This window comes from Pseudomonas ceruminis, from assembly GCF_021602025.1.
Taxonomy (GTDB): domain Bacteria; phylum Pseudomonadota; class Gammaproteobacteria; order Pseudomonadales; family Pseudomonadaceae; genus Aquipseudomonas; species Aquipseudomonas ceruminis.
In genome coordinates this window covers 73,144-92,902 of the sequence record NZ_BQHW01000025.1, presented here as the reverse complement: position 1 = coordinate 92,902, position 19,759 = coordinate 73,144, and the positions used below count along the sequence as shown (strand labels likewise).

The 19,759-nt window shown below is 54.0% G+C and carries 13 protein-coding genes; all 13 read left to right on the top strand.

The features are described 5' to 3' along the window. Nucleotides 1-28 precede the first annotated feature (28 nt). The 13 genes from L6D80_RS23855 (at nucleotide 29) to L6D80_RS23795 (ending at nucleotide 19,403) form a co-directional block, all read left to right on the top strand. Nucleotides 29-1,612 (top strand): type I restriction-modification system subunit M, encoded by a 1,584-nt coding sequence (locus L6D80_RS23855; RefSeq protein WP_176515588.1) that lies wholly within the window; start codon nucleotides 29-31, stop codon nucleotides 1,610-1,612. Beyond that, a complete protein-coding gene (locus tag L6D80_RS23850) occupies nucleotides 1,609-2,796 on the top strand; it encodes a restriction endonuclease subunit S (RefSeq protein WP_176515586.1) in 1,188 nt (395 codons plus the stop codon). Before L6D80_RS23855 ends, L6D80_RS23850 begins: the two co-directional genes overlap by 4 nt. Nucleotides 2,797-2,933: 137 nt before the next feature. After that, complete coding sequence (locus tag L6D80_RS23845) at nucleotides 2,934-3,797, top strand: GTPase family protein (protein WP_033867712.1); 864 nt, start codon at nucleotides 2,934-2,936, stop codon at nucleotides 3,795-3,797. 3 nt (nucleotides 3,798-3,800) lie between these two features. After that, nucleotides 3,801-4,502: a GTPase family protein gene (locus L6D80_RS23840; protein ID WP_134619097.1), complete on the top strand. Its 702-nt coding sequence runs from the start codon at nucleotides 3,801-3,803 to the stop codon at nucleotides 4,500-4,502. Between the two features lie 23 nt (nucleotides 4,503-4,525). Beyond that, nucleotides 4,526-5,500, top strand: a complete 975-nt coding sequence (locus L6D80_RS23835; protein ID WP_134619095.1) for a 5'-nucleotidase — start codon at nucleotides 4,526-4,528, stop codon at nucleotides 5,498-5,500. A 30-nt stretch (nucleotides 5,501-5,530) separates the two neighbouring features. Beyond that, on the top strand, nucleotides 5,531-7,327 hold the full coding sequence (locus tag L6D80_RS23830; protein WP_176515584.1) for a GmrSD restriction endonuclease domain-containing protein: 1,797 nt from the start codon (nucleotides 5,531-5,533) through the stop codon (nucleotides 7,325-7,327). Nucleotides 7,328-7,493: 166 nt separating this feature from the next. Further along, nucleotides 7,494-8,165 carry a vWA domain-containing protein gene (locus L6D80_RS23825; RefSeq protein ID WP_096427005.1) on the top strand — a complete coding sequence of 224 codons (672 nt, stop codon included), beginning with the start codon at nucleotides 7,494-7,496 and terminating at the stop codon, nucleotides 8,163-8,165. Further along, complete coding sequence (locus L6D80_RS23820) at nucleotides 8,165-8,854, top strand: PP2C family serine/threonine-protein phosphatase (protein ID WP_176515582.1); 690 nt, start codon at nucleotides 8,165-8,167, stop codon at nucleotides 8,852-8,854. The genes L6D80_RS23825 and L6D80_RS23820 overlap by 1 nt, the downstream gene beginning before the upstream one ends. A 5-nt stretch (nucleotides 8,855-8,859) precedes the next feature. Next, nucleotides 8,860-10,284, top strand: a complete 1,425-nt coding sequence (locus tag L6D80_RS23815; RefSeq protein ID WP_096427003.1) for a protein kinase domain-containing protein — start codon at nucleotides 8,860-8,862, stop codon at nucleotides 10,282-10,284. Between the two features lie 6 nt (nucleotides 10,285-10,290). After that, nucleotides 10,291-13,683: a DEAD/DEAH box helicase gene (locus L6D80_RS23810; protein ID WP_176515580.1), complete on the top strand. Its 3,393-nt coding sequence runs from the start codon at nucleotides 10,291-10,293 to the stop codon at nucleotides 13,681-13,683. Beyond that, nucleotides 13,667-15,157, top strand: a complete 1,491-nt coding sequence (locus L6D80_RS23805; protein ID WP_031323415.1) for a hypothetical protein — start codon at nucleotides 13,667-13,669, stop codon at nucleotides 15,155-15,157. The genes L6D80_RS23810 and L6D80_RS23805 overlap by 17 nt, the downstream gene beginning before the upstream one ends. Then, nucleotides 15,157-17,601, top strand: a complete 2,445-nt coding sequence (locus L6D80_RS23800; protein ID WP_060852971.1) for an AAA family ATPase — start codon at nucleotides 15,157-15,159, stop codon at nucleotides 17,599-17,601. Before L6D80_RS23805 ends, L6D80_RS23800 begins: the two co-directional genes overlap by 1 nt. Beyond that, on the top strand, nucleotides 17,601-19,403 hold the full coding sequence (locus L6D80_RS23795; RefSeq protein WP_129483314.1) for a hypothetical protein: 1,803 nt from the start codon (nucleotides 17,601-17,603) through the stop codon (nucleotides 19,401-19,403). The genes L6D80_RS23800 and L6D80_RS23795 overlap by 1 nt, the downstream gene beginning before the upstream one ends. Nucleotides 19,404-19,759: the final 356 nt, after the last annotated feature.

Here is a 19,759-nt window from a genome sequence, read left to right as displayed (position 1 = left end):
CGCACAACCTATAGATCGAGACCACTGAATGCTCACCGGCAAAATCCGCAACGATATCGACCGTCTTTGGATGAAGTTCCACACCGGCGGCATCACCAACCCGCTGACCGTAATCGAGCAGATCAGCTACCTGATGTTCGCCCGCATGCTCGACATGCAGGAAGACGTGGCCGAGCGCAAAGCCAACCGTACCGGCAAAGCCTTCGACCGCCTGTTCCCCAATACCCCGGAAGGCCAGCTACTGCGCTGGAAGAACTTCCGCAACATGAGCGGCAAGGAGCTGCACAGCCACCTCAAGCAGAACGTATATCCGTTCTTCGCCAAGCTCGGTGGTGCCGAAGGTGAGGGTGGTGAACGCGAGGGCCTCGGCCATATCAGCGAATACATGCAGGACGCCGATCTGGAGATCAAGAACGAGTCCGTGCTCACCTCCGCCGTGGAGATGGTCAACGACCTGCCGCTGACCCAGAGCGACGTAAAGGGCGATATCTACGAATACCTGCTGAGCAAGCTCACCACCGCCGGCATCAACGGCCAGTTCCGCACGCCGCGACATATCATCGATGCCATGATCGAGCTGATCGCCCCGCAGCCGACCGAGGTGATCTGCGACCCGGCCTGCGGCACCGCCGGCTTTCTCGCCCGCACCATGGAATACCTCAACCGTGTGCATTCCAGCCCGGAAGGCACCTTCAGCGACGAAGACGGCAACCTGCATTACTCCGGCGACCTGCTCGAACCCTACCGCCAGCACATCAACAGCCAGATGTTCTGGGGCTTCGACTTCGACACCACCATGCTGCGCGTCTCCAGCATGAACATGATGCTGCACGGTGTGAACGGCGCGAACATCCGCTACCAGGACTCCCTGAGCAAATCCATCAAGGAGCACTACCCGCGCCAGGAAGAAAACTTCTTTGATGTGGTGCTGGCCAACCCGCCATTCAAAGGCAGCTTGGACGAAACCAACACCAACCCCGACGTGCTCGGCCTGGTGAAAACCAAGAAGACCGAGCTGCTGTTCGTCGCCCATATCCTCCGCTCGCTCAAGCTCGGTGGCCGCGCCGCGGTGATCGTGCCGGACGGTGTGCTGTTCGGCTCCTCCAAGGCCCACCAGCAACTGCGCCAGGAGCTACTCGATAACAACCAACTGGAAGGTATCGTCAGCCTGCCCAGCGGCGTGTTCAAACCCTACGCCGGTGTCAGCACCGCCATCCTGATTTTCACCAAGGGCGGCAGCACCGAACGGGTGTGGTTCTACGATTTGCAGGCCGACGGTTACTCGCTGGACGATAAACGGACCGAGCTGAAAGGCGAGGGCAGCAACGACCTGCCCGATGCCATCGCCCAATGGCACAAATACCGGCAGATGGTGGAGGGCAATATCAGCGCCAGCACTATCAATACCCTGTTTGGCGACAAGCGCAAAAAGGCCTTTGTCGTGTCCGCCGAGGATATCGCTGCCAACAGGTACGACCTCTCCATCAATCGCTACAAGGAAGTGGAGTATCAGCAGGAACAGTACGAAGATCCGAAGGTGATTCTGCAACGGCTGAAAGGGCTGGAGCAGGAGATTCTGGCGGATCTGGATGCGCTGGAGGCGATGCTGTGAGTTGGCCGCGAGTAAAGCTAAGTGATGTAGCAACCATTAATCCGAGACTTCCTAGGGATGTTGATGAGTCTCAGCAGGTGACTTTTGTTGCTATGGCCTCGGCATCAGAAGACGGACACCTGCTGGCTTCAGAAGCTCGGGTTCTTTCTGAAACCAAAAAGGGTTTCACCTACTTCGATAGGAGCGACGTGCTTTTGGCCAAAATCACGCCGTGTTTTGAAAACGGAAAGTGTCTGCGTCCGGGACAGATTCCTACCGAAATCGGGTTTGGCTCGACAGAGTTCCATGTCATTCGTCCTGACACAGAAAGCTTAGATAGCCTTTATCTGTTCTATCTCGTATGGAGCGAGCAATTCCGATTTCTTGGCGAAAAGTCTATGTCCGGTGCCGCTGGCCAGAAACGTGTTGGGAGTGACTTTTTGAAGGGGTTTGAAATCCCCCTCCCACCCCTGCCCGAACAAAAGCGCATCGCTGCCATCCTCGACAAGGCCGACGCCATCCGCCGCAAACGCCAGCAAGCCATCCAGCTCGCCGACGACTTCCTCCGCGCCGTGTTTCTGGACATGTTCGGCGACCCGGTGACCAATCCGAAGGGGTGGCCAAGTGTAAAGTTGGGTGAGGTCTGTGGGGTTGGCTCTAGTAAGAGAGTTTTCGTTGATGAGTTCACAGACGCTGGAGTTCCCTTTTATAGAGGGACAGAAGTTGGGGCGCTAGGTGAGGGGCAGAAGATCCAGGCGGAGTTGTTTATCTCCCAAGAACATTATGATGACTTGGTGAGTCACTCTGGCGCCCCAGAAGTCGGTGACTTATTGCTGCCCTCAATCTGCCATGATGGCAGGATATGGAAAGTCAATCACAAAGAGCAGTTCTATTTTAAGGATGGGCGTGTCCTATGGATAAAGCTTAATCGGGAGCTTATCGATAGCGACTATTTGAGGTCATACTTGCAGCGAATGTTTCTTTCTAATTATTCCGCTATTGCCTCGGGAACAACTTTTGCTGAGCTGAAGATTGTGAATCTTAAGGCGATGAATATTTTGAGCCCTCCTTTAGCGCTGCAGAGAAAATTCTCCGAGCTTGTGAAGGCTATAAGTGAGAGCGGAAAGCTCTACGCTACCGCTGACCTGGAGGGGGAAGATCTTTTTTCCTCACTAGCTAAGCAGGCTTTCTCCGGCCAGCTGTAGATAAGGAAATCCCCATGCGCCTCAAGTCCGTCAAGCTCACCCATTTCCGCGGCTACCGCGCCACCAGGGTTATCCCATCGACGCAGCCATGAGTTGCCACGGCTTCTGCCTTAAATAACGTATTAAAGGAAAATAAAATGAGCGATCACAGCAAATTACTCGAAGATGCACTGAAGCAAGATGGTCAAATCGGTGCTGATTTTATCGGGAAAATATTCAGTCGGGTCAATAGCGTTCTAAGTTACCAGCCGGTAGTGGGTGTTTTTGGTAAGACCGGCGCGGGCAAGTCCAGTCTGTGCAATGCGGTATTCGGCAAAGACGTGTGCGAGATCAGCGATATTGCCGGCTGCACGCGTAAGCCGCAGGAAGTCATCCTCGATATCGGTGGTAAAGGCATTAAACTGCTGGATGTGCCCGGCGTTGGTGAAAGCAATGAGCGGGACAAGGAGTATGTTGAGCTTTACCGTTCTTTACTGCCTGAGCTTGATCTGGTGCTGTGGGTAATTAAGGGCGATGATCGGGCGTTCTCATCAGATGAAACTTTCTATAAGAATCTGGTTAGGCCTTATATTGATAAAGGGCGTCCATTTATTATTGCGCTCAATCAAGTCGATAAGATTGAGCCGTTTCGCGAGTGGGATGAAAGCGCTCAAAAGCCAGGGGCCAAGCAGGCAGAAAATATCGAACAAAAGCGTATGAGTGTGGCAAAGATTTTTGATTTGCCCTACTCGTGCGTGATCCCAGTATCGGCCAATGAAAAATATGGGCTTGTTCAGCTGGTTGAAAAGATTATTGAGGTCCTGCCGGCGGATAAGAAAGCAATTGTTCTTGATTCTGTTAAAGCTGAAAATCGCTCTGAAAACTCAAAAACAGAGGCTAAGGATGGTTTGATTAGCGAGCTGTTTAATATAGTGACTGACATTATTCCTGTTGCGCCGATCGCGAAGGCTGCAGTAAAACTGGTAACAAAGGTGTTCAGCAAAATATTCAGCTGGTGGTAATCGGTGGATATAACCAAGTACCGTCTCCACCGCGGTGATATCAGCGAGCTCTCCAAGCGCTTCCCGGCGTTTGACCAATTTAAAGACGCCGATCGTTTCGGCTGGCATAAGTGGGTCGATCAAACGACGGGGCTTGGATACTTGGAGCGAATGGTTTTGTTTATCGGTAAGTCTGGCTATGGCAAGTCCACCACAGTTAACGCCCTGATCGGTCGGCCTATTCTTGAAACCAGTGACGTAGAGGCGTGTACCCGCGAGTGCCAATGTCTCGACTTTCATATTGGTAATAACTATTGGCTGTCATTGGGCGATTTGCCGGGTATAGGTGAAAGCCTTGAGCGCGATGTGGAGTACTTAAAGCTTTATTCTGATTTTTTTAGTTATGCCTCCGCGATCGTCCATGTGCTTAGGGCTGATACTCGGGACTATGCCGTAGACGAGCAGGCAGTAAGACATTTGACCCAGGCCTCAGAGCTTAAGCGCAAAGTCATTTACGCGCTTGGGCAATGCGACAAAGTTGAGCCCATCACTCGTCACCTGCATCAGGCTCCAACAGCTGAGCAACTGACAAATATCGACCTGAAGCTGCGCGAGGTTACCAAGGTGTTTTCGCCACATCATCCGGTTGTGCCTTATTCGGCTGAGACGGGGTGGAACATGGCTGTACTGAGTAATGAAATCGTTCGTGTTGTACTCAGTGAGTAATTGCTGAAACAAGGACTAACTCTATGGCGCTTGATTTGAGCAACACCTTGGTTGTTGGCATCTCGGCAACTGCTCTGTTCGATATGAGCGAGTCCGATCAGATGTTCAAGGCGGCACTGGAAGCTGACCCGGAAAGCGTGATCGACAACTACCGTCGCTATATGCAGGAACGTGAGGACGAGCCACTGGTGCCTGGCACCGGCTATCACCTGGTCAAGGCATTGCTTGACCTCAACCGACATATGAAAGCTGAAGATACCTCCCCGTTGGTCGAGGTGGTGGTGATGTCACGCAATAGTCCGGACACCGGTATTCGCGTGCTTAAGACCATTCGCCGCGACCAGTTGGCAATCACCCGCTCGGCCTTTACTGGCGGCGAGTCGGTGGCCGACTACATGGACGCCTTCGATGTAGATCTGTTCCTGACCACCAATGTGGAGGACGCGCAAAAGGTCATCGATTCCAGGCGCTGTGCTGCAGCCATCCTCAAGCCGCCACCCGCCAACGCCCCGCAAATACCCGAGGGCCAGGTGCGAATTGCCTTCGACGGTGACGCGGTGCTGTTCTCCGATGCCAGTGAGCTGGTCTACAAGACCCAGGGGCTGGATGCGTTCAAGGCCCAGGAAGATGCGCTGCAGCACACACCGATGGAAGAGGGCCCTTATGCCAGCCTGCTGATAAAACTGGCCCGCCTGCAGGAGCGCTTGCCCACTGGCGGCAAGGATTCTCCGATCAGGATTGCCATCGTCACCGCGAGAAATTCGCCCTCGGAAATGCGTGTCATTAATACCCTGCGTGCTTGGGGTGTATACGTTGATGAGGCGTTCTTCTTAGGCGGAGTCGGTAAGCCCAAAGTCCTCAGGGCCTTCAACCCGCATATCTTCTTCGATGATCAGGATGTGCACTTGGAAGCCGCTGCCAATCTGGTACCCTCTGGCAAAGTGCCATATATCACCCGGTCCGGTCTGGCAGAACTGCCGCCAGCGGCAAGCGGGTAGATTCGTTTATACCCATGCAAAGGAATGTCCATGTCAGCGCAGAAGTACTCCGTTAATCAGCACCTGATTGAAACGCTGCTGAGCTGGGTCAAGTCAGGCGAAATCGCCATTCCGGAAATCCAGCGCCCATTCGTGTGGGACGCCACCAAGGTGCGCGACTTGATGGACAGCCTGTATCAGGGTTTTCCGGTGGGTTACATCATTGCCTGGCGCAACCCGACGGTGAAGCTGAAAGATGGCTCGCTGGCCGAGGGCAAGAAGGTGCTGATCGATGGTCAGCAGCGTGTCACGGCGCTGACCGCCGCCATCGCCGGGCAGCAGGTGGTTAACCAGGATTACCAGCAGGTGCGTATCCGCATCGCCTTCCACCCCATCGAAGAACGCTTCGAGGTGAGCAACCCGGCCATCGAGAAGGACAAAACCTGGCTGCCTGATATCGCCCCCATCGTTAACGGCGAGCAGCGGTCGTACAAGGTGGCGAGAGACTATCTGGAGCTAAATCCGGATGTGAAAGAAGATCTGGTTTTCGAGCGCCTGGACCGGTTGTGCGATATCACCAAGAAGCAGATCGGCCTGATCGAGCTGGCGGCGGATTTGGATATCGAGACGGTCACCGAGATCTTTATCCGCATCAACTCCAAGGGTGTGGTGCTGAGCCAGGCAGACTTTGTCATGTCGAAGATCGCCGCTAACGAGGAGTTTGACGGCAACACCCTGCGCAAGGCCATCGACTACTTCTGCCACCTGTCCATCGCGCCGGAGTTCTACGCACATATCGAGAACAACGATAAGGCCTTCGTGCAGACCGAATACTTCAAAGCTATGCGCTGGCTGAAGAGTGAGAACGACGACCTCTACGACCCCAGCTATTCGGACATGCTGCGCGTAGCTTTCACCACCAAATTCAACCGTGGACGACTGTCGGACCTGGTCGGGCTGCTCTCGGGCCGTAACTTCGAAACCCGCAGCTACGAGAAGGAAATCGAAGAGGCGTCGTTCAAAACCCTGAGCGAAGGGGTGAAAGAGTTCATCAACGAGACGCACTTCAAGCGCTTTCTGATGATCGTCCGCTCGGCCGGTTACGTGGATAGCTCCATGATCGGTTCGGTCAACGCGCTCAACTTCGCCTACGTACTGTACCTTAAGCTCAAACGCGACCTGGGCAACAACCCCAATATCGAAAGCTGGGTGCGCCGCTGGTTTGTGATGTCGCTGCTTACCGGGCGCTACTCGGGCTCTCCGGAATCGCGGTTCGACAAGGACATCAAGGCCGTGCACGACCGGCCATTTGCCGAGGTGTTGGCGGAAATCGAAGCCGCAGATTTGTCCGACGCCTTTTGGGATTTCGGCTTGCCGCAGGCGCTGAACACCTCCTCAGTCAACGCCCCGGCCATCAAGGTGTTCTGGGCCGCGCAGGCCAATCGGGGTGACAAGGGTTTCCTGTCCAAGGACATCACCGTGCGCGACATGCTTACCCATCACGGCGATATCCATCACATCTTCCCGAAGAACTTCCTCAAGCAGCGGGGGCTGCTCAGAAGCAAGTACAACCAGGTGGCCAACTATGTGTACGTGCAGCAGGAAGTGAACATCAAGATCGGCGATACCGCCCCGGCCGCTTATATGGCGAAGGTCTTTGACCAGTGTCAGCAAGGCGCTGCGCACTACGGTGCGATCATCAGCCTGGATGACCTTAAGGCCAACCTGGCGGCCAACTGCCTCCCGGATGACCTCGCTGCCTATCAGCCTGAGCAGTTCGAAACCTTCCTCACCGAACGCCGCCGACTGATGGCACAGAAGATCAAGCAGTATTACTGGGGGTTGTAAGTAATCACGAGGTGTAAACAAATTTTCAGAAACATAAGAAATATTACTTATGTCGTAATGCCCTCAGCCTTTCCGAGTGCATAACATGCTGTTTTCAAAGGAAAACATGAGTTGGCACGGAATGCGCTAAAGGATAGAAACACCTGATTACCAAGGAAGTATGAAAATGTCAGAACTCAAAAAATTCCAAGTCCAAACCGCTCGCCCGCTGCCGATCATCGTATTGGCCGACACTAGCGGCAGTATGTCGGTCGACGGCAAGGTCGAAGCCCTTAACAAGGGGATCAAGGATATGATCAACAGCTTTGCTGGCGAAAGCCGTCTGCGTGCAGAGCTGCAGGTTAGCTTGATCACCTTTGGCGGCAGTCAGGCTGAGTTGAACCTCCCGCTAACCCCCGCTCATCAGCTAAAAAGCTTTACCCCGCTTGTGGCAGACGGAATGACTCCGCTGGGCGGCGCGCTGACGCTTGCCTGCGACATGATCGAAGACAAGGACTGCATCCCCTCCCGTGCCTACAAGCCGGTAATCGTGTTGGCTTCCGACGGTTACCCGAATGATGACTGGCAAGGCCCCTTTGCTCGGCTGATCAATGGCGAACGCTCTTCAAAGGCCACTCGCTTTGCCATGGCTATTGGTGCTGATGCCGATGAAGCCATGCTCAGCGACTTCGCCAATGACCCAGAGGCCCCATTGTTCCGCGCTGAAAATGCGGGCGACATCTATCGGTTCTTCCGCGCAGTAACTATGAGCGTAAGCGCGCGCAGCCAGTCGGCCACGCCTAATCAATCAACTCCCTTGCAGATCCCCAGCTCTGACGATCAAGACTGGGAGTTCTGATGCGCTTGTTGGCAAGCGGGGCTTCGGTGCGGGGCCCTGCTCATTTTTTGGATGACTCACCGAATCAGGATGCCCTGTGCGTCAGCGGCCTCACAGGCGGGTGGTGCATTGCAGTGGCTGACGGACTGGGCAGCCGCCCGCTTAGCCATCTGGGTTCGCGTAAAGCCGTGCAACTGTTCCGGCAACTCGCCCGCCAACAGCGTGGCATTGCCCCTGAGTCGGTAGCCCACAACCTGCGTGATGCCTGGCTGGCTCACTTTGGTGAGCGCTATCGGCTGCATGAAACAACCTGCCTCTGGGCCAGGGTAAACGATCAGGGTCACGGCGTGGCGGGCCAGGCTGGCGATGGCTTATTGCTAGTCAGAAGTCAGGGTGTGTTCAGAATCGTAACTGATGCGCGCCAAGGCTTTGGTAACCAGACCACGACCTTGGCGCAGGCGGCAGAGGCCGACTGCAGCCTAACTTTCGCGCTGTGCCAGGCCGGTGACGGCGTGTTGCTGATGACCGATGGCATCTCGGATGACCTGATTCCGGAACAGCTGGAGCCATTCTTCGATGCGATTTATCAACGTCAGCTGAGCAGTAGCAAACGCCGCATGCGCCAGTGGCTGACCCGGGAATTAAACGGGTGGTCCACTCCACGTCATGGCGATGACAAGACAATCGCTGGAATATTCAGAACGGATTGAAGCAGATGACCGCGACCACAAAAGCGGCGGGTAACCGCAGCGTAAAGGACACCGAAGGCTCAGTTTATGAGTTGCGTGGAGAACTGAGCAGGGGTGGACAGGGTGTCGTTTACCACACTCAGTATCCCCAAGTTTTGATCAAAGGCTTTACCAATAAGGATGCCCATGCGCGCTTGCGTTGGAGCCGCCATATTGCCTGGTTGACTCGCGCGGAGCTCAGCGGGCTGAAATTGGCGAGGCCGCTAAAGTTGCTGGCTGAGCCACGCTGTGGCTATGTCATGGAGCTTATGGATGGGTTGGTGCCACTGCAAAGTCTGTTTGACAGCTACGTCGCCGCTGAAGAGGAGGCATCAGCCGATTACCTGCGCCAAGGTGGCTTGCGGCGTCGCATCCGCATTTTGAGCCAACTCGCCCGCACACTGAACCAACTGCATGCCCGTGGGATGCTTTATGGCGATCTCTCTCCCAGCAATATCTTTGTGTCAGATGATCCTGGCCATGCAGAAACCTGGTTGATTGATTGCGACAACATCAGCCTTGAGTCTCACAGTGGTTTGACCGTGCATACAGCGGACTATGGTGCGCCCGAGGTCGTCCGTGGCGATGCGCTTCTGTCCAGCCTGACGGACATTTGGAGTTTTGCGGTCATCGCCTATCAGTTGCTGACTCATAACCATCCGTTTAAGGGTGAGATGGTCAGTGACGGCGAGCCCGAGGAAGAAGAAGCTGCGCTTCGCGGCGAGCATCCCTGGATCAATGACACGCAGGACGATGCCAATCAGTGCTTTGCCAACTTGCCGATTCAGTTGCTTGAACACAGCAAGCTACCCGAGTTGTTTGGCCGTTGTTTTGAAGCGGGCCTGCGCAATCCTGTTGAGCGTCCAAGCATGGCTGAGTGGCTTGAGGCTTTGGCAGAGATTGATGAGCGCATTTATTGCTGCTCAGGTTGTGGCGGCACCACTTTGCTCCCAGCTGGGCTTGGCTCTGCTGAAGATGCTGAGTGTTTTTTCTGCGACAAGCCTGTTGATAGCCGGCTGGTCTTGTTTGAAGAGTTCATCTCCTTGCCGGCAGAAGAAGATTCTGCGGAAAGCGAGAGGTATGCAACCGGGCGCAAGGTCTGGCTTCAGCCGGGTGTTGAGATTGAACTGAAGCGTCTGATGCCAACGTATAACTACGACCAATGGCCTGCAGATCATATCCGGATCGAATACAACGAAAAGGGTTTGGTTATTCATCCGCTAGCAAAGGAAAAACTTCACCTGCAGCGAGGAGAGGCCAGAAAGCCTTTGGAGCGTCAACAAGGGCTACCCGAGGCCCTGCGTGGGCAGCATAAAGAGCCGTATCTGATTCACGTGGGTCTGCCGGAAAAATCCAGCCTTGGCGCAACCGAGCTTGGTAAGTCCTATGTCATTTGGCAGTTCAGGTGGTGATGGCATATGGAACTTAAAGACTTTCCCATGCTGTCCGAGGATGTGCTGATTCTTTCCACGGATGAGCGCATTGACCGCTTTCAAATCGGCCAGGCGATTTTCATCCAGGCTTATCAGGATGAATGGCTGGCAGTGCAGGGCGACGAACGCGTCAAGGTAAGCTGCTCTTCCGCCGATCAGGATCTTTTTAGCCGGCTGGCTCTGCGAGATCAGGTGCGTTGGCTACTGACCAGTAAGCAGGGCAGCAATAGGCTTTTGCTGCAGTACTGTGCGCCGGTTGAAGTGTCTGCCATGCAGCTTGAGATTGGGGTCGATGAGCTGATTGCCGATGACCTCTTCAGCAAGCAGGAAATCGCAGATAAGAACATAGATCTGGCTTGCCGCTGGTTAGCCGATCAGTTCCTTGTACGTGGTCTTGAAGAAGGCGACTGGCTTACAGTTGCTCGATTCAGTAATAGCACCTCAAAAGGTGGTTTCCAGTTGCTGGGCAAGGGCTGGCGTGCGGATATTGAGCAACTGCAAGATCGTGGTCTTCTGATCAAACGCATTGCACGTCACTCGCGTCGTGACGGCGCCTATTCGCTCCTGATCGGCCAGTTTGAGTTTCGTGATGCGTCCGTTGCTGCAGTTCTCCAAAGTGCAAGCCAGCAAGCATTGCTGGAGGCTGCCCTGCGCGACAGCGCCAGTTATCTTGAGTTGTGGAATCTCTACAACGATAAAGAATGGCAGGGCGCATTAAAGACTGCTGAGACCTTGCGCGCACTGCGCTTCGTTCAATGGGAGGGCGTTGAGGAAGGGCGTGAGAATGTATGGCGGTTGACCCCGAAATCGCTGGATGACTATCGGGAGTTTCGTGAGCGTTGGCGCTCAATTGAATTGCCATCAAACACACAAGTTGATCTCGGTGTGGAGCCTCCAGATTGGGCAGAGGAGCTTGTTACAGAAGAAGCGAAGGCCGATCAGAGTACTCCGCGAGGCAGTATACGTTTTGAGCGTGACGCTATTGTTTTCAAGCCGGCTTCAACCAGGCCCGGAATCCGTCCAAAAAAGCCGGAAGGCTGGCTCTACCTGTCACTAGCTGGGCACCGTACTGTTGGTAAAAGACGTCTTGCTGCCAAACAGTCGATTGATTCGGGCAAGCGCCTGCCACAACTAAAATGGTTGCTGGAAGGTGTAACTGTGCCAGCTTCAAGGCGTCGGACAATGAATGGGTTGACGCCCTATGCGCTGGAAACCTTCAAAGGCGGAAAGCCGACTGAGAAGCAGGCGCTGGCGCTGGATGCAGCACTCAATACTCCTGATATCGCCATCATTATTGGTCCGCCCGGAACAGGGAAAACGCAGGTCATCGCCGCACTTCAGCGTCGCCTTGCGGAGGAAACCCAGGATAGAAATATCGCTGCACAGGTTCTTATCAGCAGTTTCCAGCACGATGCAGTAGACAACGCGCTGGATCGTAGCGATGTATTTGGCTTACCGGGTGCTCGTGTGGGCGGCAAGCGCGGAGCACAAGATGAGGTGTCGGTAATTGATCCCTGGCTGGATCGGCAAGGCACTCATTTGCAGGAGAAGATCGCTGAGCAATACAGCAAGTATCCTGAACTGCAACTTATCCGGGACCTGTCGACCCGATTAGCCCTGGCCAGAATGGCTGGTATTTCGCCAAGCCATCAAGCGCAGACCTTCACCGGTATTTTGAATGCGCTGCGTGAGCTGGATGGTAACGGTTTGATCCTGCCGCCAAAGCTTGAAACCCGACTTGAAGACTACATCGAGCACTTGCAAAGACAGAGCCCGGTTGCCAAGACGAATGGACAACAGTTTTTCGCTTTGAGGCGAATCCGAGCATTGCGGGTAGAACGAAATTCTTTCAGCGACGACGGGCCTGATCGTGCCTGGGACTTGCTGAGTTGGTTGAAGCGCGACATCGCTGACGCGAGCACCGACTGCCTTGCGTTGCTGCAAGAAGCGGCAGACAGCTCGCAGCCCTCGGATGCGCTGTTGCATGACCTGGCGGCCTTGAAAGACACACTGCTCGATCAGTTCATGCCCGATTACCGACCGGCGCAACTCAGGCAGCAGGCAGACCCTGAGGCCCTTGCTTTACTCGATGAAATTGATCGTTTTGTTGAGCACAGGCTGCGCCAACGAAAGCAGGGCGTGGCTTGGGTACTGGAACAACTTGCTGACAGCATAGAAATGGACCGAAGGGCTGCGCAGGCAATTGTTTATGAGTATTCCATGGTAGTGGGTGCTACCTGTCAGCAGGCAGCAGGCAAACAGATGGCAAGCCTTAAGGCTCTCCCTGGTCTGGATAGCCCTGGTGTCGAATTCGATACTGTAGTGATCGATGAGGCGGCCCGAGCGAACCCTCTAGACCTCTTTATCCCCATGTCCATGGCCAAACGCCGTGTGGTGTTGGTCGGGGATGACCGGCAGTTGCCGCACATGCTTGAGCCAGACATCGAAGGGCAGCTACAAGAAGAACATCTGCTCACCGAACTGCAGTTGATGGCTTTTCGCTCCAGTCTTTTCGAACGCATGCGGGTCAAGCTGCAAGACTTGGAAAAGGTAGACAACATTCGCCGTGTCGTAATGCTGGATACCCAGTTTCGTATGCATCCATTACTCGGTGAGTTTGTCAGCAAGCAGTTTTATGAATCGGTCGGCTTGGGCCAAATTCACACCCTTCGCCGTGCCGATGAATTTGCATTTACCGAAGCATTTCTCGCCGGTCTTGGTCCGTTGGCCGCTGATTATCGTGACCGAATTTGCCAGTGGATTGATGTGCCTGCATCGCAAGGCAAAGATCAGCGCAGTGGTACAAGCCGAGTCAGAGAGGCTGAGGCGCAACGCATCGCGGATGAGGTGGTCAGGCTTCTGAAAGCGGGGGGAGACCGTCTTTCGATCGGCGTTATTACCTTCTATGCAGCCCAGCGCGACTTGATCATGGAAAAACTCGCTGAGCAGCGTATCGGCGATACCCCTCTGATGGAGTTCCGCAATGGGGCCTTCGAGCCGCACGAGCATTTCAAGTGGGCAAGAAAGGTACGTGGGGACGGCTCAGAAAGTATGGAGGAAAGATTACGGGTCGGATCGGTCGACGCCTTCCAGGGTAAAGAATTTGATGTTGTGCTCTTGTCTTGCGTTCGTACCTATACCCCCGCAAAGCCTCTGCATAACGCCGACGATAATGCCGAGCGTGAAAAGCAACTAAATCGGCAGTTTGGTTTTTTACGCTTACCCAACCGAATGAACGTAGCCATGAGTCGTCAGCGGCAAATGCTGATTTGCGTCGGTGATGCGGCTTTAGCCACTGCACCTGAGGCTACTGAAGCTGTACCAGCGCTGGCTGCTTTCCATCAGATGTGCGGAGGTGAACGTGGCCGCATTCGTTGAGTCGGGCTTGTACCTAAAGTTTGATGCTAAGCCCAGAGGTAAGAGAAAGGCATTGCTTTGGCCGGTACTGGTACACCGTGTTCTGTATCCAGACCCCAAACGGCCACAATTGAACCTACTGCAGCGAGCGGTACTTGGTTTGGTTCGTGCCAAAACTGTACGTGCAGAGGATCTTGCTGAATTGACTGGGCTTCACCTGAATCTGATCAAGTTGATACAGGCTCAGTGTGTCAGTAATGGATGGCTGGTTGATAACGCAGATGCCCTGACACTCAATGGCGAAAGGCTCTTGGATGATCAGGATGTCGCTGATACCAATATGAAATCCGGCTATTTATTGCAGGACGCGCTCACCGGAAAATTTTGGCCTCGCCTTGTTGTGCAACTGAGCCAAATGGAGCCTGTGGACCAAATGGCTCGGTTCCCCGAGTTCATGATCGAGAGGAAAACAGGTCAATCCATCCGGCCCTTCAAGATTGCCGCTGCACATACCAAGCTACCAAGCCTTGATCATGAGTCGTTGATGTTTGCCTACCGTGATTACCGTGAGGATTACTCGGCGTCACGGCAACTGGGAGAGTCAACGGGTTTACCTGAGCACGTTAGTTTGCAAGGTGTTCAGCGTCTGGACGCCATTGCTCAGCCCGCTCGGGTTCTGGTTTGGGTAACCGCCGATGAGCATGGACAGGGTCTGTGGGCTGTCAAGGACCCTTTTGGATTGCGGGAGAATGCGTGGTGGTTGCAGGAATCACTTCTTCAAGCGATTGAGCAGGATGATCGCTTGCTTGCTCATCTTGAGAGCCTGGTCGGTATTGCGCGAATAGAAAACCAGCCTGTTGATGAGTGGCTTGAAGCGCTGCGCAAACAGACAGAGCTTCAGGTGCTGATTGAATATCCCTGGGTGGAGCGCCAGCCAGATATCAAACGGCATCTGGCGGCATTGCTGGTGCGTCGGGAGAAGCTGCAGCAGGGTGATAACAGCCACCAGGAACTGGATGCGGCCCTAGTAGAAAGTCAGAAGCTGCTTGAGGTGCTGATGCAGTGGCTAATTCGCACCTACCCCGCGGATGTGGGTGTATTGCCCACGCAGCAAAGACTCGACTTTAAGCTCAATCAGAACCTTCTCAAGGCTTTGCAGGTGCCTGCCTTAACAGCTGATGTCATCAATCTACTGGCTAGGCAAAAACTTGATCAGGTCATTCGCGCCTGCGCTACACCTGTTTCCTCACTAAAGGCACTGCTTTTTGCTGCGGTCATGGGAACACTCAATGAATCACGCCATCCTCTCAAGGTGATGGGTCAAAACGAGCTGCAGCTTAAGAAGCTGTTGGAGCTGGCAGATCTGCGCAATCAGAGCAGCCATGCCCAAAGCAGCTTTACAGGCAAACAACCAATTCAACTCACGACACGTGTGGCGCTGGACAGTATCCAGTTCGCCCTGAGCTTTACTGCACAGTTTAAGGAATGGATGTAATGGGGAAGAAGAGCGCGAATAAATTTGGCCCTCAACAAGTGCCTGCAGCAGCTGCAGTATCACGTCCTTCGCTGGAGAAGCAGCTTCATACTTGGGAGGCTTCATTTGAGAGCGCCTCCAAGGTTTACCAGTCGTTTGATATGAGCATGAGTATCCATGTGGATCAGGACTGGTTACTTAGTGTGCTTGAAAGGTTTCAGGCCGAAGGTGACACCGATCTAGCGCGCTGGATTGAGCGATTTGCCGATTTCTGCAAAGAGCTGGTTAAGCTCAAGGAGCGTTTACACGAGGAGTATGCAGAGCGCTGGGATCAGGCCAACAACCTAGTCGCCGGTATTGGCTCAAGGGAGCAGGCACTTGCAGAGCAACAGGATGCTTTCGCGACTGCAAAGGCAGCCTTTGATCAAGCAAAGGCTGCCTTTGAAGACGAGCAGGCCCAACTGGCGCGTCAGAAATCAGAGCTGCTGGATGCAGAGCGCTCACTTAACCTGCGCGAAGCCAACGCTCAGGCGGGTTTTGTCGAGCAGAATGAACAGGCCTTGCGCCAGCTTGAGGAGCGTCAACAACAACTTATCAAGCAGCAAGAAAGCTCACTACGAGAGCTGCAGGATGAAAAGCGCAAGCTTGATGCCGAGCTGGCACAAGCTGCCCGACGCTTGGCAGAGATCAAATATAACTGCTCCGAGGAAGAATCTGAGCGCATAAAGCAGCTCGATGATCGTGAACATGAAATCAAGCAGAGCAAGATGGAGCTTGATCGTGCGCGCAGTCGTATGGATCGCGAGTGGGCTGATATCAAAGCTACGCAAGCCAACCTTGAACAACGTGTTGCAGCTGAAATGGAAGCTGAGCGCGCAAGCCACGAGCGTGCAATAGCAAAACTTGAAAGCCAGCGCGAGTCGGCCTGGAATAAGGCCGATGAACTCAAAGAGAAACTCGCTGACCTGCAGGAACTGGCGCAGGCACTCGGAGATCAATCCGCTGCGGATATCTTGGGACAACTCGATGAGTTAAAGCGTGAGAACGCAATGCTGAAACGCAGTTTGGAGCAGTCGGATACTTCCGAGCTTCAGCGTGAAATCGACTATCTGCGCAGCAGCAAGGCGGATCTCGAGCGTGATCTTGCTGTGATAAGACCCGAGTTGGATGAGTCGCGGCGCGAGTTGAGTAGCAAGCGTGTTGCTTCAACTGAGCTTGAGGCTGTGGCTCGGGAAAAGCGTGTGCTTGAGCAGCATAAAAACACGCTGACTGTGCACATTGATGATCTGGAAAGCCGCATAGAGCAGTTAACCAGTGCCCAGAAGACTCAGACGCCTTTCCCAGCCATGTCGCTGATGGATTCTGGAAAGGAATATCGAGCAAGCATGGAGCACGAGTCCGTGCCTGGACTCAAACAGTTTGCTGAAGAGCTCCAGCATCGTATTGCTACGGCGGAAGAGCAGGTTGAGCTGTTTTATCCCCTTGAAGATATTCGCCTGCTGCTAGGCGGATTGGCTATGAGTCAGCTGCATGTCTTCCAGGGCATCAGTGGTACGGGTAAGACCAGTCTGGCGAAGGCTTTTGCCAAGGCCATGGGTGGCTTCTGTACCGATATTGCCGTCCAGGCGGGCTGGCGTGATCGGGATGATTTGCTCGGCCACTACAACGCCTTTGAGCGACGTTTCTACGAGAAGGATTGTCTGCAAGCCCTTTATAAGGCGCAAACACCGCGCTGGAGAGATACCTGTAATGTGATTCTTCTCGACGAGATGAACCTTTCTCGCCCCGAGCAGTACTTTGCAGAGTTTCTCTCGGCTCTTGAGAAAAACAATCGGGATGAGCGTCTGATCAGCCTTGCAGAGACGGCCATGCCCAATGCGCCTGTCATGCTGCGTGATGGGCGCAAGATTCTTGTGCCTAGCAACGTCTGGTTTATCGGTACCGCCAACCATGACGAAACAACCAATGAGTTGGCTGATAAAACCTATGACCGCGCGCATGTGATGACCCTGCCGAAGCAGGACCACCGCTTCAGTATCAAACAATACGACCCCGCAAGTTTCTCGTATGCCTCTCTGAACAAAGCCTTCGACGAGGCATGCAATAAACATCGGCAGGAAGTCGCTGAGTTGTTGGGGTGGCTCAGTAATGACGGCCTGACCACGCGATTGGAAAAGGATTTTGGCTTAGGTTGGGGTAATCGTTTCGAGAAGCAAGCGATGCGCTTTATTCCTGTGATTAAAGCTGCGGGAGGATCTGAGGCAGAAGCTCTTGATCACCTATTGTCCACGCGTGTGATGCGTAAGGGTAAGGTTACCGGCCGATACGACGTGAGCCTTGATGCACTAAAAAACCTCCAGGAAGGGCTGCTTACTTTCTGGGATGAAGCAGGTCTTGAAGGTGTACCGCAAAGCTGTGTTGAACTGCTAGAAAATGACATTCGTCGACTGGAAGGCGTTAGCTGATGTGGCTGGACAGGCTGACAGGTCAGGAGCTGAGTGAGCTTCCGGAAAAGGTGGTACCTGGTCGGTATTGGGCAGATACCACCGGGTTGACCCTGAATGGTCATACGCCCAATTTCTCGGGCATTTTGGTGGGCGATGACGGACAGCGCTGCCAGCTCAATGATCAGGTTCGCTCGTTCATCCTGCCCAACCAAGTCGATGCTGCGAGCAACGACCTTCTGTTCAAAGCCATAGCCACCATAGATGCCGATCTCCAGCAGGCTGGCGCATTGATATCCCCGCTTATGCCGGCTGCGATTGTCGATGATCAAGGGCATCTCCAACCGTTTGAGGAGAGGCTGCTGGAGGTACTACGTGAAGGCCATCTTCATCGAATTTCTCAACGCCCGCGGCTGGACATGCACTATGAGGATGAGGTCACCGATATTGCTCGTGCACGTAGGTTGTCCAGAGGAGCGCTGGTCCATCTTGCGTCCCATTCGGAGTGCTGGCAGCGACAGACGCTGAGTGGTGTTATCCCACGAAAGGTGATGGCTCGATTCAGTAAGGATGATTACGGTATTTACGAAAACCGTCTCTATGCAAGGCTACTCGACGAAGCAGATAGGTATGTGCGGGCCCGCCTTTCAACACTTGGCAGTTTGAAGGCGACGCTTGAGCAAGCGATGGAGTTTTACAAGTCAGCAGATATTGATCACCGGCTTGCCCGTGCTGTGTGCGATATCTGGGGTATGACCTTTGACCAGAGTTCTACAGGGAAGGCTTTCAAGGTATTAAATGAAAACCTACACAAACTAGAAATTCTGCATAAAACCATTTGTGGGTTGCGGCAAAGCGGCCTCTACACACTCGTTGATCGCAATGCTCGGGTTGCGAGTGCGTTACACCGTACCAACATCCTCAGCCACGACCCACATTACAGGCATGTGGCCACTCTATGGGAGCTCCTTGGCAAGACCCACGCCGGTGCTACTGTAGACGCAGAGGAGCGCTTTAAGCGGAACCAAAATCTTGCTCAAGCTTACTCACGTTACGCAGGGCTTGTCCTGCGCAGAGCACTGCATCCCTACCTTGGTGGCAGGGATCAAGGTATTTGGGCCGGTAAAACTCTGCAGCTCCGTCAGAAGAGATTGGAATGGGAGTTACTAATTCCACGCGCTTCTGGCGAAGAAGTACTGCTGACGGTTGTACCCTGGCTGACAACTGATCACGAACCAGAGGTGGAGGTACCTTCCAATCGGTATATCGCCTGGCCTGCTATAGGTCACGATCTTCAGGGAGATGCCTTTCTGGGGCAGTGGGTGCCACTTTCACCTTCAGATATGTACTGCGAAGAACGATTTGGCTTGTTAGTAGACCAAACTCTGCAACGCATTTTGCTGGAGAGCTATGGTCGGCTGCTAGAGAAAATTCCGACAGTAGCAATCAGCCTGACCAAGGGTGCGTCGGCATTGCAAGTCGACCTACAAACCAAAACGATGCAAGTTCGAGACATGCTAGGGGATGGCCTCCTTTCGGATCTTCATGCGGCATTGAAGTCCGCCAATGCAGTTCGGCTTGGTTCTGAGTTGCTCGAGCGCAACCAGGAACTTGCTTATTTGCAGTGCTGCCCCGTATGCAAAAAACAGGGGCGTTTGATTTTCCAGAGTCCGGCTGGATTCAGGGCAGAATGTGACTCGTGTGGGACGGTTCGCTACCTGCGTGGCCCCAAGGGGCGGCGCCAATATGAGCAGCTTTTGGGAGGAAAGTACGATTTCCGGACGCAGGGTCGTAGAGGCTGGGCGTTGCCGATTAAAGGCTGATTGAACTCACGGTGCGGGAATTGAACCAGTCATGGATGGAGTTGAAGCAATATTTTCGGAGCGCTGTCACTTCATTTTTTCTGCAACTGGAGCGTGCGCGCTCCTTCATGTGTTGTGATGGCTCTTTGCCGCATTTAGTCTTCCGTCATCGCTACACGGGAGATTTCTATGGAGAAAAACCAGCCAGATGGCTCGCCCAAAGCGTTGGGCCATCATTTCAGCGACAACCTTCGCGCTGTCCTAGCTGTTGCTGGCAAGCAGCGTGAAAACGGCACTGCTGGGCCAATGACCGCAACCCAGATACAACGTGAAACAGGTGTCGCTCGTAGCACTCTCCGCGCGTTGAAGTCCCCGTG